At 65.0% G+C, this 14,693-nt stretch carries 16 protein-coding genes; 11 read left to right on the top strand and 5 right to left on the bottom strand.

What is annotated here, in order from left to right:
* From ACIRA7_RS06030 to ACIRA7_RS06010, 5 genes are all read right to left on the bottom strand, one after another.
* Positions 1-763: BadF/BadG/BcrA/BcrD ATPase family protein (locus tag ACIRA7_RS06030; RefSeq protein WP_396219933.1), on the bottom strand; the 763-nt coding region annotated here is incomplete at its 3' end.
* Positions 760-2,292 carry a sodium:solute symporter gene (locus ACIRA7_RS06025; protein ID WP_396219932.1) on the bottom strand — a complete coding sequence of 511 codons (1,533 nt, stop codon included), beginning with the start codon at positions 2,290-2,292 and terminating at the stop codon, positions 760-762. The genes ACIRA7_RS06030 and ACIRA7_RS06025, both read right to left, overlap by 4 nt.
* Before the next feature lie 15 nt (positions 2,293-2,307).
* Complete coding sequence (gene nagB / locus ACIRA7_RS06020; protein WP_396219931.1) at positions 2,308-4,272, bottom strand: glucosamine-6-phosphate deaminase; 1,965 nt, start codon at positions 4,270-4,272, stop codon at positions 2,308-2,310.
* A gap of 24 nt (positions 4,273-4,296) precedes the next feature.
* Positions 4,297-4,653 carry an iron-sulfur cluster insertion protein ErpA gene (erpA, locus tag ACIRA7_RS06015; protein ID WP_396219930.1) on the bottom strand — a complete coding sequence of 119 codons (357 nt, stop codon included), beginning with the start codon at positions 4,651-4,653 and terminating at the stop codon, positions 4,297-4,299.
* A gap of 162 nt (positions 4,654-4,815) precedes the next feature.
* Entirely contained in the window at positions 4,816-6,099 is a 1,284-nt protein-coding gene (locus ACIRA7_RS06010) for a serine hydrolase domain-containing protein (protein ID WP_396219929.1), read from the bottom strand.
* A gap of 63 nt (positions 6,100-6,162) precedes the next feature.
* Between ACIRA7_RS06010 and ACIRA7_RS06005 the strand changes: the two genes are divergently transcribed.
* The 11 genes from ACIRA7_RS06005 (at position 6,163) to ACIRA7_RS05955 (ending at position 14,620) form a co-directional block, all read left to right on the top strand.
* Positions 6,163-7,503 (top strand): exo-beta-N-acetylmuramidase NamZ domain-containing protein, encoded by a 1,341-nt coding sequence (locus ACIRA7_RS06005; protein WP_396219928.1) that lies wholly within the window; start codon positions 6,163-6,165, stop codon positions 7,501-7,503.
* A 97-nt stretch (positions 7,504-7,600) separates the two neighbouring features.
* A complete protein-coding gene (locus ACIRA7_RS06000) occupies positions 7,601-8,188 on the top strand; it encodes a CDP-alcohol phosphatidyltransferase family protein (protein ID WP_396219927.1) in 588 nt (195 codons plus the stop codon).
* 5 nt (positions 8,189-8,193) lie between these two features.
* Positions 8,194-9,525, top strand: a complete 1,332-nt coding sequence (locus ACIRA7_RS05995; protein ID WP_396219926.1) for an inositol-3-phosphate synthase — start codon at positions 8,194-8,196, stop codon at positions 9,523-9,525.
* A complete protein-coding gene (locus tag ACIRA7_RS05990; RefSeq protein WP_396219925.1) occupies positions 9,522-10,046 on the top strand; it encodes a hypothetical protein in 525 nt (174 codons plus the stop codon). The genes ACIRA7_RS05995 and ACIRA7_RS05990 overlap by 4 nt, the downstream gene beginning before the upstream one ends.
* Before the next feature lie 44 nt (positions 10,047-10,090).
* Positions 10,091-10,342 (top strand): hypothetical protein, encoded by a 252-nt coding sequence (locus ACIRA7_RS05985; RefSeq protein WP_396219924.1) that lies wholly within the window; start codon positions 10,091-10,093, stop codon positions 10,340-10,342.
* On the top strand, positions 10,342-11,484 hold the full coding sequence (locus ACIRA7_RS05980) for a thiamine pyrophosphate-dependent dehydrogenase E1 component subunit alpha (RefSeq protein WP_396219923.1): 1,143 nt from the start codon (positions 10,342-10,344) through the stop codon (positions 11,482-11,484). The genes ACIRA7_RS05985 and ACIRA7_RS05980 overlap by 1 nt, the downstream gene beginning before the upstream one ends.
* The gene (locus tag ACIRA7_RS05975) at positions 11,484-12,458 is read left to right on the top strand and encodes an alpha-ketoacid dehydrogenase subunit beta (protein ID WP_396219922.1); all 975 of its coding nucleotides are present in this window, start codon (positions 11,484-11,486) and stop codon (positions 12,456-12,458) included. The genes ACIRA7_RS05980 and ACIRA7_RS05975 overlap by 1 nt, the downstream gene beginning before the upstream one ends.
* Entirely contained in the window at positions 12,458-12,763 is a 306-nt protein-coding gene (locus ACIRA7_RS05970) for a hypothetical protein (protein ID WP_396219921.1), read from the top strand. Before ACIRA7_RS05975 ends, ACIRA7_RS05970 begins: the two co-directional genes overlap by 1 nt.
* A 25-nt stretch (positions 12,764-12,788) precedes the next feature.
* Positions 12,789-14,099, top strand: a complete 1,311-nt coding sequence (locus ACIRA7_RS05965; RefSeq protein ID WP_396219935.1) for a dihydrolipoamide acetyltransferase family protein — start codon at positions 12,789-12,791, stop codon at positions 14,097-14,099.
* A gap of 7 nt (positions 14,100-14,106) precedes the next feature.
* Positions 14,107-14,352, top strand: a complete 246-nt coding sequence (locus tag ACIRA7_RS05960) for a hypothetical protein (RefSeq protein WP_396219920.1) — start codon at positions 14,107-14,109, stop codon at positions 14,350-14,352.
* Position 14,353: 1 nt separating this feature from the next.
* Complete coding sequence (locus ACIRA7_RS05955) at positions 14,354-14,620, top strand: hypothetical protein (RefSeq protein WP_396219919.1); 267 nt, start codon at positions 14,354-14,356, stop codon at positions 14,618-14,620.
* Positions 14,621-14,693 lie beyond the last annotated feature (73 nt).

Here is a 14,693-nt window from a genome sequence, read left to right as displayed (position 1 = left end):
TGAAGCAACGACGCGCCAGTGTGCGAACGTGCAGCGAGAGTTCTTCCACACAGAAGCTGATGATCGCGTTGGCGCGCAAGTCACCCGTAGACGCCACCTTGGCGACCACCGGCGCGAGCGTCGCGTACTGCCCGGGTGTCGCGACCGCCGCCCACGGGATCAACTCGTCGAGCGACTCCAGCTCGAGCGCCGTGAGAATGGCGCCAGTGAGCGCCGTGTCGGGCTCGCGCCCATCATGGGCCGCCGTAATCACGCTGAGGGCGCGCCGGCCCAACCACGCACCACTGCCTTCGTCGCCGATGTGCGGACCCCATCCGCCGCATCGCTCGACCCGTCCGTCGGGCCCTCGGGAGTAGGCCACTGATCCCGTACCAGAAATCAGCAGTACGCCGGCGGAATCGCCGAAGGCATCATCCATCGCGATCGTGGCGTCGGCTTGCACTGACACATCGTCGGCGATGCGGCGCGACGCCAGCGCCGACCACAGGGCTTGCGCCGCCCGTTCCTGTCCCGCACCTGCGACACCGACCACGCACACCGCCGGCCGGGTGTCCGTGCGATCGGCCGATGTCAGCGCTTCGGCGATCAACGACTTGATGATGTCCGCCGCAACCCCTTCGTGACCTGGCGTTAACGCGGTGCCGGCACCGTCCACACGCGCCAGCACATGGCCAGCGGCATCGGCCAGAACAACGCGGGTACGGCTGCCACCGCCGTCTACACCGACAACGAGCGGCGTCGGGTCGAGAGGTCCGGCACTCATGAACGATTCCCCTGAAGAACGTGCGGCGGCGCGGGCGCCGGGTGACTGAAGGATGACACGGCGCCCGTCACGAAAGTGATGGAAAGACCGATCAGGACGTACCACGGCCACGCAATCGACGCCACACCGTGCAACGTCGGCTCCATGGACGGATACGCCGACACGATCTGTTTCGCGAACACAATGAATGCCATGCAGCTGATGCCGACGCTCATGCCAAGGATCGCATCCCGTTGAATCGCGCGCGACCAGAAGAGTCCGAGGAAGAAGCCGCCCAGGAGCCCCCCCTGCGTGAACGAGGCGATCGACAGCGCAATCACGACCACGGGCGTCCCCTGTTCCTTGAACATGAGCGCGCCAGCTGTGAGAGCGATGCCCCATGCCAAGGCGAACAGTTTACTCACGCGAAGTGTCCGCGGATCGTCCGCCGATCGGCCGGTGAACGGAAGGTAGATATCGTAGGTGGACGACGCCGCCAATGCGTTAATGGCACCGGAATGCGTGCTCATCGTCGCCGCGATGATCGCCGCGACGATCAGCCCGATCAGGCCATGCGGCATGCGCTCGATGATGAACGTCGGGAAGATCTGGTCGGCCGTCGCAAAGGGCTGCCCACCATATACGACCCACAGACCGAGGCCCACCATCAGGAACAGTGCCATCTGCGCAAATACCGCAAATCCACTGCCGATGATCGCCACCTGTGCCTGCTTCAGCGATCGGCTTGACAGCAATCGCTGCACGATGATCTGATCCGTGCCATGCGACGCCATCGCGAGGAACGCGCCGCCGATGATGCCGGCGAACATCGTGTGAGGACGGTCGAAGCCGGTGTACCAGTCGATCCCCTGCAGCTTGCCCGCCGCTCCCGCTTGCGCGAGAATCGTCGTCCATCCACCGTCGACGGCCTGGCCGATCAGCACGATCGCCGAGATTCCGCCCATCAGGTAGATGCTCGCCTGCAAGAGCTCGGTCCACACCACCGCCTTCATCCCGCCGCGGTAGGTATAAATCACGGTCAGCACGCCGAGCACGACGATCGCGGCCGGCATGGTGTATTCCTTCGGCATGACGGGGCCGATGATCAGCGCAACGGGAATCGCCGTGGCGAATACACGAACGGCATCGGCCATCGCTCGTGTGATCATGAACACGATCGACGTGAAGCGCCGCGTGCCGAGGCCGAACCGCGTTTCCAGCAAGGCGTACGCCGTGACCAGATTGCCGGCGAAGTACCGAGGCAGGAGCGTGTAGGCCACCACGATGCGCCCCACGATGTAACCGGCCACGACTTCGAGAAAGCCAAGGTTCCCCGTGTATGCCAGTCCCGGGATGCTGATAAACGTGAGGGCGGAGGTCTCACTCGCCACGATCGAGAACATGACCGCCCACCACGGAATCGCCCGATCCGCGACGAAGTAGTCACTGGTCGATCGCTGCGTCCGACCGATCCACATCCCCAATGCCGTCGTGCCGCCGAGATACAGCAACAGCACGAGCAGGTCGAGCAGATTGAAGCGGCCGGTCACGAAGTCACACCGGTATCACGCGATGACATACGCCTCCATAGCGAAGTACTCGGCGAGGCCGAGCTGGTCCAACTGGGCCGACGTGGCCTTGTTGCGCTGCTCCACCCGCTGCCAGAATTCGCGGGCATCCTGTCCGGGGAACGGCGCGGAGTCCTTCTGCGACTGATGCTTGAAGATCGCCTGGATCTTGAGCGTGAGTTCTTCCTGCGACAACGGCACGAGCACGGTGGCCTCCGTAACCGGCCACTCCTGCCACGCGCCGCGGTACAGCCACACCTGCGGGGGCGTTGGCGCCTGCGGCCCGCCGTACACTTCCAAGAGCGCGCGGTCGATCGCTTCCTTGCACATCCGGTGCGTACCGTGCGGGTCGGACAAGTCGCCGGCGACGAAGATGATCTCGGGTTGCAGCTCACGCAGCAGTGTCGCAACGATCGCCACGTCGGCCGGACCGATCGGATCCTTGCGCACCTTCCCGGTCTGATAGAAGGGCAGGTTCAGGAAGCGTGCATGGTCCCGCGTCAGCCCCATGACCTCGATACCGCTCACCGCTTCGGACTCGCGGATGATGCGCTTGATGTCTTGCACTTCAGCGATGTCCACCTGACCGGCGTGCTTCGACTCCAGGAACTGATGCACCGTGTCGGCCAGCGTGCGGACCGCCGTGCCCTCACCGATTCGCTCCTGGTCGAGCCGCACCAGGAAATCCATATAGCGACGGACGTCGTGATCGAACACGGCGATGTTGCCGCTGGTCATATAAGCCACCATCACGTCGTTCTCATTCTCCACGAACTTGCGGAGAATGCCGCCCATGGAAATCACGTCGTCGTCGGGGTGTGGCGAAAAACACAGCGTCTTCATGCCGCGCGGCAGCTTGCTCTTCCCGCGGATCTTGGCGCCGAGCACGTTGAACACAAGGCCGTTCACGGCGCCCGGCGAGCCGTGCCGCGCTACCAGCGACGACATCGAGTGTTCGTCGTAGTCGAGCTGCGTCAGCTTGAGGATCGCCTTCTGGCACCGGCCAGCCAGCCAGGTCACAGCGCGTACGGCGAGAGCGTCATCCCAGCGCACGTCATCGATCAGCCACGGCGTAGCGACGCGCGTGAGATCGGCCGCGGCGGCGTTGTCCACGTAAAACGTCGTGTGCGGATGACGCTGCAGGAACGTCGCGGCGACGGCGCGATCGATGTCGCCTTCCACCGAGCGACGGACGATGCCCGACTTGTGCTCACCGGTCGCCAGAATCGCGATTTCACGCGCCTGCAGGATCGTCGCGATGCCCATGGTGATCGCTTCGCGCGGCACGTTGGCTTCGCCGAAAAAATCCGCCGCGGCATCTCGTCGCGTCACGGAATCGAGGTGGACCACACGCGTTCGGCTGTTCTCTCCGGAGCCCGGCTCGTTGAAGCCGATATGTCCCGTCTTGCCGATGCCGAGCAGCTGAAAATCCACACCGCCCGCCGCCACGATTGCCGCCTCGTAGGCCGCACAGGAGGCGTCGATCGCCGATCGATCCAGCGTGCCGTCCGGGATGTGGACGTTGTCGGGCTCGATATCGACGTGTGAGAACAAGTTCTCCCACATGAACCGGTGATACGAGTGAATGCTGCCCGGCGCCATCGGATAGTACTCGTCCAGGTTGAACGAGATCACATGGCGGAAACTCAGCCCGTCCTCGCGGTGCAGGCGGATGAGCTCACGGTAGACCCCGATCGGCGTCGAACCCGTGGCCAGTCCCAGCACGATCGACCGGCCGGCCGCCGCGCGCTCGCGCATGAGCGTCGCGATACGCCCGGCCACCAGCCGGGCCATCGCCTCGTGCTCGTCAATGATGATCGTCGGAATACGCTCGCGCACCGTCCCGTCAATGTCGGGGTGCACGAACATGGTGCCACTGACGTGCGCAGGCCCGCCGCTCGACTCGAGCGTGCGGGCCTGCGAACCTTCAGTGGCCGCCGGAGAACCGGAGGCCATGGTCATGAAAGAAGGTGTTGGGGCGTCGAGTCAGGCCGAGAAGGAACTGCCGCAACCGCAACCGCCGGTTGAGTTCGGATTCTTGAAGGTGAAGCCAGATCCCTGCATCGACGTGACATAGTCGATGGTCGTGCCGCTCAGATACTGCGCCGAAAACGGGTCGACGAAAAGCTTGATGCCCTCGAGCTCGAAGATCGTATCGTCGTCCGCGCTCTTGTCCTCGATCACCAGCCCGTACTTGAAGCCGCTGCACCCGCCCGGCATCACGGACACGCGAAGGCCACCCTGCTCGGGCGTGACGCCTTCCGCTTCCATGAACTTGCGGACTTCCGTCGCGGCCGTGGACGTGAGAACCACCATGACATCCGGCTGCTGCATCGTGCTCATTGCTGTCCTCCGAAGCGGCCGGCTGACACCCCGGCCTGATGGAGCGCACTGCCCGCACCCGATCGCACCCGCGATCGGCAACCGGGTCAGTGTCGCGTCTAGCTGAAGGGAAAATAGCGAGTGAATCGCTCCCGTTCAAGAAAGCCCCTCGTGAATCCTTGCTCATCGCCCCGGGCTTCCGCCCAATGCACCGACCGCCGCGTCCGCCAGCGCCGTGCGGACCCCACCGATCTTTCGGTTCTCGCGTGTTGGATTCACCCGGTTGGTGAGCAACAGCACGAACACGCCGCGCGCCGGATCCATCCACAAGGACGTGCCGGTAAACCCCGTGTGGCCGAATGCGAGCGGCGTCAGGCGACTACCAGCCGAGTTGCCCCCGGTCGGTGTCTCCCAGCCCAGCGCCCGCCGCGAGATCGTGGAGTCCTGCATGCGCGTGAACGTCGACACCGTAGCCGAGTCGAAGACCCGGACGCCGTCCAGCGTGCCGTGCCGCAGATACATGCGGGCGAAACGCGCCAGATCCTGACCCGTCGAAAACAACCCGGCGTGTCCCGATACGCCCCCGAGACGGACGGCATTCTCGTCGTGCACCTCGCCGCGGACCTTCCGCTGGCGCCAGGGATCCTCCTCGGTCGGCGCGATGCGCGGCAGCAAGGCCGCCGACGGGAGATAGCGCGTGTCAGTCATCCCCAGCGGCCCAAACACATGCGCCGAGTCGTAGGGGGCGAGCCGTTCACCACTTACCCGTTCCACCAGCTTGCCCAGCAGAATGAAGCCAAGGTCGCTGTACACGTACCGAACACCCGGCACCGTGTCCGGTGACGTTGCGAACAGCTGTTGCTCGGCCTCCTCAGGCGTCGCCGCCTCCTTGTACAGCGCGCGCCATGCCGGCATGCCCGACGAGTGTGACAACAGGTGCCGGACCGTGATCCGTTCCGCACCCGGCGCCTTCCAAGCCGGCAGATAGCGTACTACGGGCGAATCCAGCGCCACCCGGCCCGAGCCCACGAGCTGGATCATGGCACTCGTCGTGCCGATCACCTTGGTCAACGACGCCAGATCCCAGATGGTGGTGGCCGACGGCCGCGACCGATCGGCGACGTCCAGCTGCCCGACGCCATACTCGACGATCACGCCGTCGGCGGTGCCGACTGCCGCGTATGCCCCCGGAAACGCACTGTCGGCGATCGCTCGCGTCAGCACCGCGCGGACGCTGTCGCCGAGGCGCTGGGCCTGCGCGCGCGCGATCCCTCGGACCGGGGGCAACTCACGAGACCCGTTGGCATGTCTCGCGCACCCGGCCAGCATGCTCGCCCCGCTGACCAGCGCCAACATCCATGGCGTGCCCCGCTTGAGAAAGATGCGGTTCGGTGCGTTCGTGCAGGCAGCGCCGTGGCCGGTTCGGCCGGAGAGCAGCGCGGAATGGTAGGGGGCCGGTCGGGTCATGTGTTCGCGATGGGGCGGGATGTTGCGCGACCTGAGCGCAGCAGGATCTTCTGGAGGTAACGCGTGAAGGCCATCAAGACGCTGGTGCTGCTCTCGGTGATCGGTGTCGGATCGCTCGTGTCGGGGTGTGCGGGCGGCGGTCGCCCCGACAATGCGCCGATGCCCGACGAGGGTCTCGATGGAATGCCGATCGGGGACCGGAACCGCAAGGTCCGCCCCGGGATTACCGTGCTGTTGGACGATAGCATCAAGCTGATCGCCGGCAAGCGTGTCGCGCTCGTGACCAACCAAACGGGGGTGGACGAAAGAGGGCGTCGCTCCATCGACCTGCTGGCCATGGACCCGCGCGCCCAACGCGCCGGGGTGAAGCTGGTGCGCCTGTTTGCTCCGGAACATGGCGTGACTGGGACCGCCGATCGACCAAACCTCAGCGATGAGAAGGACGAGAAGACAGGCCTCACCATTCACGCGCTGTATCAGAGCCGCACCATAGCGCCGCCGGACAGTCTCCTCACTGATGTGGACGTGCTGGTGGTCGATCTCCAGGACATCGGCACGCGCACCTGGACGTACGTCGGCGTCATGCTCTACACCATGCAGGCGGGCGCAAAACGCGGGATCCCGGTGCTGGTGCTCGATCGCCCCAACCCGCTCACGGGCGCGCGCGCCGAAGGCGCCCTCCTCGATTCGGCGCTAGCCAATGCGGAGATGCCCGTCCCCGGCAATCGGACGAACGGCTTCGCACTCTATCCGATGCCCCTTCGCCATGGCCTCACCATGGGGGAGATGGCGCGGCTCTTTCAGACGCAGTTCAAGCTCGGGACCCGCCTCACCGTCGTGCCCATGCGGAACTGGCGACGCGGCATGTGGTTCGACGAGACGTCACTCCCCTGGGTCCGGCCGTCGCCGAACATGCCCAATATCACCAGCGCGCTCCTCTACCCCGCCTTGGTCCCGTTCGAGGCCAGTAACGTCTCCGTGGGACGCGGCACCGACGAGCCGTTCCAGCGCTTCGGCGCCGCGTGGCTCCGCGCCGATTCCGTCACCCGCATGCTCGAGGATCTCTCGCTCACGGGCGTGAAGTTCAAGGCCGAGCGGTTCACCCCGAACAAGCCCGGCGACGGCAAGTTCGCGGGACAGTCGATCCCCGGAATCCGGATCGAGGTCACAGACCGCGAGCGCGTCCAGCCCGCCCGTGTTGGTGCCGCCATCCTCTGGGCGCTCTCACGGGTGCACAAGGACTCGCTCCGGGTCACGGCGGCCGGCTTCGACCTGCGCCTGGGAGCCGCCCGCGTTCGGGAGGCCCTGCTGGGTGGGGCTGACCCCGACGCCGTGATGGATCGCCAGCTGCCAGCGGTGATCGCCTTCGAAAGGGACGCGAGACGCTTCTATCTCTACCGTTGATCGACGAGGAGTTCTAACTTTCACGAGCTAGTTACTTCCCTGTTACTTTAGCGCGAGCGAGATGCAGTCACTGTGGAGCGCTGTCCAGCGCGGATACATGCGAGTCATCGCCCCTGTGGCCGACTGGCTCGTTGCGCGGCGTGTGCGCCCCAACACGATCACGACCATCGGCACGATCTGCACGTGCACGGCGGGAGTGATCTTCGCGTCGGGGCACATCAGCGCCGGCGGCTGGTTCCTCGGACTCACCGCGCTGTTCGACGTGCTCGACGGAACCGTCGCCCGCCGGACGGGGCAGAGCACCATCTTTGGCGCGTTTTACGACTCCACGCTCGACCGTGTGGCCGATGGCTTCCTCTTTGGCGGCCTGCTGGTCTTCTACGCGACGCACCCGGTGCACGCCAGCCAGCCGATGGTCCTCGTCACGCTGGCCGCCCTCATCGCTACTTTCCTCACGTCGTACACGCGCGCCAGAGCCGAGGGGCTCGGCGTCGATGCGAAAGTGGGTATGCTGCAGCGTCCAGAGCGCATCACGCTCCTCTCCGCGCCGCAGGCGTTTTTTGGATTGGCGCTTAACGGCTGGATTCTCATCGGCATCGTCAGTCTGTTGGCCGTCACCGCGTGGATCACCGTCTTCCAGCGCATCAACTTCGTGTATCGTACGACCACTTCCCCCGGAGAATAAACGCAGTGTCCGAATCGACTCGCGGTAACGCCGCGGCCCCAGCCCCGGCAACGGGGAAGCTCGCCATCTTCACGCCGGGTCTCGGCGCCGTGGCCACCACGTTCATCGCTGGCGTTGAGCGCGTGCGCCGGGGACTCTCGGTGCCCATCGGATCGCTATCGCAGATGGCCACGATTCGCCTCGGGAAGCGCACGGACGGTCGGAGCCCGCTGATCAAGGATTTCGTCTCGCTGGCCAAGCTCGACGACATCGTGTTCGGCGCCTGGGACCCCATCCCCGACACGGCCTACGAGTCGGCCGTGAACGCCGGCGTCCTCGAGAAGGCCGACATCGAACCGATCGCGGATTTCCTCAAGAGCATCAAGCCGATGCCGGCCGTCTTCGAGAGTCGCTACGTCACGCGCATCACCCGCGCGACCAACGTCAAGACGGGCAAGAACAAGCGCGACCTCGCCGACCAGATTCGCGCCGACATTCGCCACGTCATGCAGAGCAATGGCGCGACCCGCGGCGTGATGGTGTGGACCGGATCGACCGAGACGTTCATCAGCCCGGGCCCGCAGCATCAGACCATCGAAGCGTTCGAGAAGGCAATGGACGAGAATGATGATGCGATCGCGCCCAGCATGCTGTACGCCTATGCCGCGATCATGGAAGGCATCCCGTACTGCAACGGTGCCCCGAATCTCTCCGCTGACTTCCCGGCGCTGCTCGACCTCGCCATCGCGAAGGGCGTCCCCGTCTCCGGCAAGGACTTCAAGACCGGGCAGACATGGATGAAGACCATCATCGCGCCGGGCCTCAAGGCGCGCATGCTTGGTCTCGAAGGCTGGTACTCCACGAACATCCTGGGCAATCGCGACGGCGAGGTCCTCGACGATCCCTCGTCGTTCAAGACGAAGGAAGCGTCGAAGCTCTCCGTGCTGCACACGATCCTGCAGCCTGAGATTTATCCGGAGCTCTACAAGGACTTCTCGCACGTCGTGCGCATCAACTACTACCCACCGCGCGGCGACAATAAGGAAGGCTGGGACAACATCGACATCAAGGGGTGGCTCGGCTACCCGATGCAGATCAAGATCAATTTCCTCTGCCGCGACTCCATCCTCGCGGCGCCGATGGTGCTTGACCTCGCGCTCTTCTCCGACTTTGCGATGCGCGCCGGCATGAAGGGCATTCAGGAATGGCTGAGCTTCTACTACAAAGCGCCGCAGGCCGCGCCGGGACTCCAGCCGGAACACGACCTGTTCATCCAGCAGACGAAGTTGAAGAACACGCTGCGTCACCTGATGGGCGAAGAGCAGATCACGCACCTCGGACTGGAATACTATCAATGACTCATGAGCGCACGCGTCGTCTCCGTCGCGTCGTGACACTCGCCGCCGCTGGCCTCGTGATGGCCAGCTGCGGAGGTGGGGCGAGTCCACCACCTACGAACGAACTCCGTTTCAAGACGGACGATTTCGTCATTCGGGTGTCGCCTGAGACGAAGCCGACGCGTGCGCTCGAGCCGATCTACTGGCGCGTCATGGTCCACGATGTCAAAAGCGGCCTCCCCATTCAGGGAGGCGAAGGGAGAATTTTCGGCACCAACCGCGATCGCAAAACCGTCTCCAACGGCCTCGCCGCTACCGAAGAGTTGGGGACCTACCGAAGTAACCTGATGTTCGTCACCGCAGGCATGTGGGCGATGGCCATTCAGTTCCGTCTCGACTCCACGAAGGTCTTGCAGAAAACGCCAGACTGGACGCAGGACATCATGGCCGCGGAGGAGCCGGGCGACTTTTCCCCGCCCGCGTCGTCGCGCCCGCCTGAACCACCACCGCGCGCCAAGGACACGACGCGTAAGGAACCCTGAGTATGCGGCACTTCCATCGGACCGCGCTCGCACCGGATCTCGTAATGGAGTCGGCTGATCGTTTTTTTCCGCTGATCGGTCTCGCCCGAGCGGCCGCCGATGCGAGGTCGCGCAGCTTTAGCGGTTCGCTCGGCACCCTGACGCTGTCGGTGAAAATGGAGGGCGGTCACTACACGTTCGTCGAAGCCCATACGGATCAGGTCGGTGAGAGCCGACTCGATAAGAACGTCAAGCGGTTCTTCAACGCCGTACATCGCCTCGCCGACCCTCGGCACACGATCGAGGCCGGTTACTGATGGCGAGGGCGCGCACTGGCCGTAACGCCCCCGCCGTCGGAGCGCGTCCCAGTGACGCCCTCTCGCGCGAGCGGAAGCTCGAGCTCTACTACTGGATGAAGCTCACGCGGCAACTCGAAGAGCGTCTGGTGAACCTGTACCGCCAAACCAAGGTCGTCGGCGGTCTTTTTCGTTCGCTCGGGCAGGAAGCTGATGCCGTCGGCAGTTGCTTCGCCCTTGAGCAGCGCGATGTCATGTCGCCGCTCATTCGCAACCTCGGGGCCATGCTCGTCAAAGGGGCGACGCCGGTCGAAGTGCTCAAGCAGTACATGGCCAAGGCCGATTCTCCCACCCGCGGCCGCGAACTCAACATCCACTTTGGCGACATCGGTGAAGCGGGTGTCACCCGCGGATTCCTCGGGCAGATCTCGCCGCTCGGGGATATGGTCCCAGTCATGACCGGGGTCACGATGTCGTTCAAGATGCGCGGCGAAGATCGCGTGGGACTCGTCTATGTCGGCGACGGCGCGACCAGCACCGGTGCCTTTCATGAGGGCATCAACTTCGCCGCCGTGCAGAGGTGCCCGCTGGTCGTCGTGGTCGAGAACAACGGGTACGCCTACTCCACCCCCACGCACAGGCAGTCGGCCGCGAAACACTTCGTCGACAAGGCGATCGGCTACGGTGTGCTGGGGCTGCAGGCCGACGGCAACGACGTCCTGGCCACCTACGACGTGACCAAGACGGCCGTTGACCACGCTCGCGCCGGCCACGGGGTGTCACTGGTCGAGCTGATCACGTATCGCCGCAAGGGACATGCCGAGCACGACAACCAGTCGTACGTGCCGGCCGGCGAGATCGAGCGGTGGGCGGCTGAGAATGATCCGATCGATCGCTATCGACGGGTGCTGCAGGCTGACCTCGGCGTCGCACCGGCTGAAATCGACGCCATCGACGCGCGCATCGTGCGCGAGATCGACGATGCGACCGATCTGGCCGAACGCTCTGGCACGCCCGATGCGCGTGAGGCCCTGATGGGTGTCTACGCCGAACCGCCCGTTGAGCAGCCTCTCTGGTTCCGCCGCGACGCCGACACCGAGGCGTACGGTCAGGAGCGACCCGAGAGTTGGGGCACCTGGAATGCCGACGGAGCGACGCCCTGATGGCCGAAATCACGTATCTCGAGGCGATCCGCGAGGCGCTCTTCGAGGAGATGGAGCGTGACCGCAATGTCTTCTGCATGGGCGAAGACATCGGGGCCTTCGGTGGCGCGTTCAAGGTCACCGAAGGGCTGCTGGCGAAGTTCGGCGAGCAGCGGGTCATCGACTCGCCGATTAGTGAGATCGCGCTCGTGGGAGCAGCGGCCGGCGCCGCGCACATGGGGATGCGGCCCGTGGTCGAAATGCAGTTCATCGACTTCATCGCCAACGCGTACGACATGCTCACCAACTACGTCGCCACGGCGCGCTATCGCGCGTTCCTGCCGTGCCCGATGGTGGTGCGCGGTCCCAGCGGCGGCTACGTCCGCGGTGGTCCGTTTCACTCCCAGAACCCGGAAGCCGGCTTCCTGCACACGCCCGGGCTCAAGATCGTGTATCCGTCCACGGCGGCGGATGCCAAGGGCTTGATGAAGGCGGCGATCCGCGACGACGACTGCGTGCTCTTCTTCGAGCACAAGTATCTCTATCGACGCGTGAAGGATGTCATGCCCGATGGCGATCATGTGGTGCCCATCGGCAAGGCACGCGTGGCGCGCGAAGGCAGCGACGTGTCAATCGTGACCTACGCCTCGACCGTCTGGAAGGCGCTCGAAGCCGCCGAGATCATGGCCGCCGAGGGTATCTCCGTCGAAGTCATCGACTTGCGCACGCTCGCGCCGATGGACGACGAGGCGATCTTCCGCACGGTCAAGAAGACGAATCGCCTGTTGATCGTGCATGAGGATACGCGCACGGGGGGGATGGCGGGGGAGATCACCGCGCGCGTCAACGAAACCTGCTTCGAATGGCTCGACGCACCAGTGTTGCGCGTCACGGCTGCGGACATCCCACTCCCGTACGCCCCAGCCCTCGAAGATTACGTGTTGCCGCAAACCGCCGATATCGTTCGAGCGGTCCGGCGCCTGACTGCGTATTGATGACGACCTCTGCTGGCGATGCCCAGAATCCTCTCCCCGAAGACCGCGTCGGTCGGAATATCGGGGTGGGGTGTTTTACGTTCTTTATCGGTGCAGTGAGCGGCGCGATGGTCGGCGTCGGGATCGGGAAGTTGCTGGGCTTCTTCGCGCGCTGTACTCCCATGGCGGGGTTGCCGGCGTGCGACTGGTGGGTGTACGCAGGGTACGGGGGGGCATTCGGCGCGATCACGCTGCCGGTGCTCGCCTTGTGGCGTTTGCGCCGCGCGGATCGCGCGGCCGATGCGGTTTCTTTAGATCGAGGATGATCGAGTGGCTCGTGTAGATGTCATTATGCCGCAGATGGGAGAATCCATCGCGGAAGGGACCGTTTCGCGGTGGCTGAAGAAGGTGGGGGACAACGTCAAACGCGACGAACCGCTCTTCGAGATCTCCACCGATAAGGTCGATGCCGAGATCCCGTCTCCGTCCGCCGGCATTCTGGTCGAGATCCTGATCGGAGAGGGGCAGACGGTTGCCATTCAGACCGTCGTGGCGCGCCTCGAGACCGACGCCGCGGTAGCGGCTTCCGCGCCGCCAGCCGCGCCCAGCGCGCCCGCTGCCGCCCCCGTGTCAGCACCCGTCACCGCATCTGCCGTGACGCCCCCGGCGCCGGTCGTCGCCTCGGCCGCGCCGTCGGCGCTGACGGCACCGGTTGGCTCCTTCGAGGAACGCGTGCGCACGAAGTCGTCTCCGCTCGTGCGCAAGATGGCGGCGGCACACGGCGTCGAGATCGCTGGCATGAGTGGCACCGGCATCGCCGGTCGTGTCACGCGCAAGGACCTCGACGCCGTGCTCGCCGCGAAGCCGGCCCCGAGCGTGGCCGCTGTTGTCGGCGCGTCCATGCACGCCCCGGCGGGGATCGAGGCGCGCGGTCCGCTACCCACCCCGTGGGCGGGCGACACCGTCGAGCCGATGTCCAAGATTCGGAAACTCACCTCCGATCACATGGCGCTCGCCATCAAGGTGGCGACGCATGTGACCTCCTTCTTCGAAGTCGACCTCACACGCGTGGCCCGCATCCGCACGGCGATGCGCAAGGACTTCGAAGCACAGTCCGGACAGAAGCTCACTTACCTGCCGTTCATCTTGCAGGCGGTCTGCGCGCAGCTCAAGCGCCATCCCGTGCTCAACGCCGCAGTTGCCGGCAACGACGTCATTCTCCGCAAGCCGATTAACCTCGGCATCGCCGTGGCGCTCGAACCCACGGGGCTCATCGTTCCCGTGCTGAAGCACGCCGACGAGCTCTCGCTCACCGGCCTCGCGCGCGGTACCAACGACCTCGCCGCCCGCGCCCGTAGCAAGAAGCTGAGCCCGACCGATGTCCAGGAGTCCACCTTCACCATCACGAATCCCGGCGTGTTCGGATCGCTGTTCGGCACGCCGATCATTCCCGTGGGGACCACGGCAATCCTTGGCCTCGGCGCCATCGAGAAGCGGGCGAAGGTCGTCACCGGTCCGGATGGCGAGGAGACGATCGCGATTCGCACCTGCGCGTATTTTTCCCTGTCGTTCGATCATCGGGTGATCGACGGCGCCGATGCCGATCGGTTCATGGCCGATCTCAAGAAGTCGCTGGAGTCGGTGCCCGATAACGGGTTCTGATTCCGATATGGCACGCGTGCTGGCCATGCAGGAGCGCGTGGTCGCCCACGCAGAGCGGGAAGCCTATCTGGCGGCCCTCGCAACCCGTCGGGCGCGCGCCGCTGCCGTGCTCGCACATTTCTGGGTCTTTGAACACGCCACCGATTCGGGTCGATTCGTCGAGTTCATGGAGGCCGCGAGCGAAGAAGCCATCGCCGCGGCTCGTGACGACGATGAAATGTCCGGACTCTGGCGCGAAGTACAAGGAGGCTGATATGCCCGCGCGACGCATCACGGTCGACGGACGTGAATGGCAGGTATACCCCTCCGGATTCCTCACCCAGTACGTCGGTGACGAGTTCGGAGTGATCTTCGTGACCGGAGTCGGCGATGACCGCGAGGTGCGTGTGACCCGCTATTCGCCGGTGGGCACGCGCGCGCGCGAACAATCGCTCGTCGAGCTTGACGTTGCGCAGCTCGTCGACCTCTTCCGCACGTCGCAGCCGGGTGCGCGCTCCCCTGAAGCGGGCTACCGCACGTGAACGGCGTGCCGGGCATATCGGGCCCGGAGACGATCTCGGGACGCGGCGAGTCCGCACTATTCGTCGACTTACA

This window comes from Gemmatimonas sp. (assembly GCF_044376735.1).
GTDB lineage: Bacteria > Gemmatimonadota > Gemmatimonadetes > Gemmatimonadales > Gemmatimonadaceae > Gemmatimonas.
Note: the sequence above shows the minus strand (reverse complement) of the source record. Positions and strands in the feature narration are given on the sequence as shown.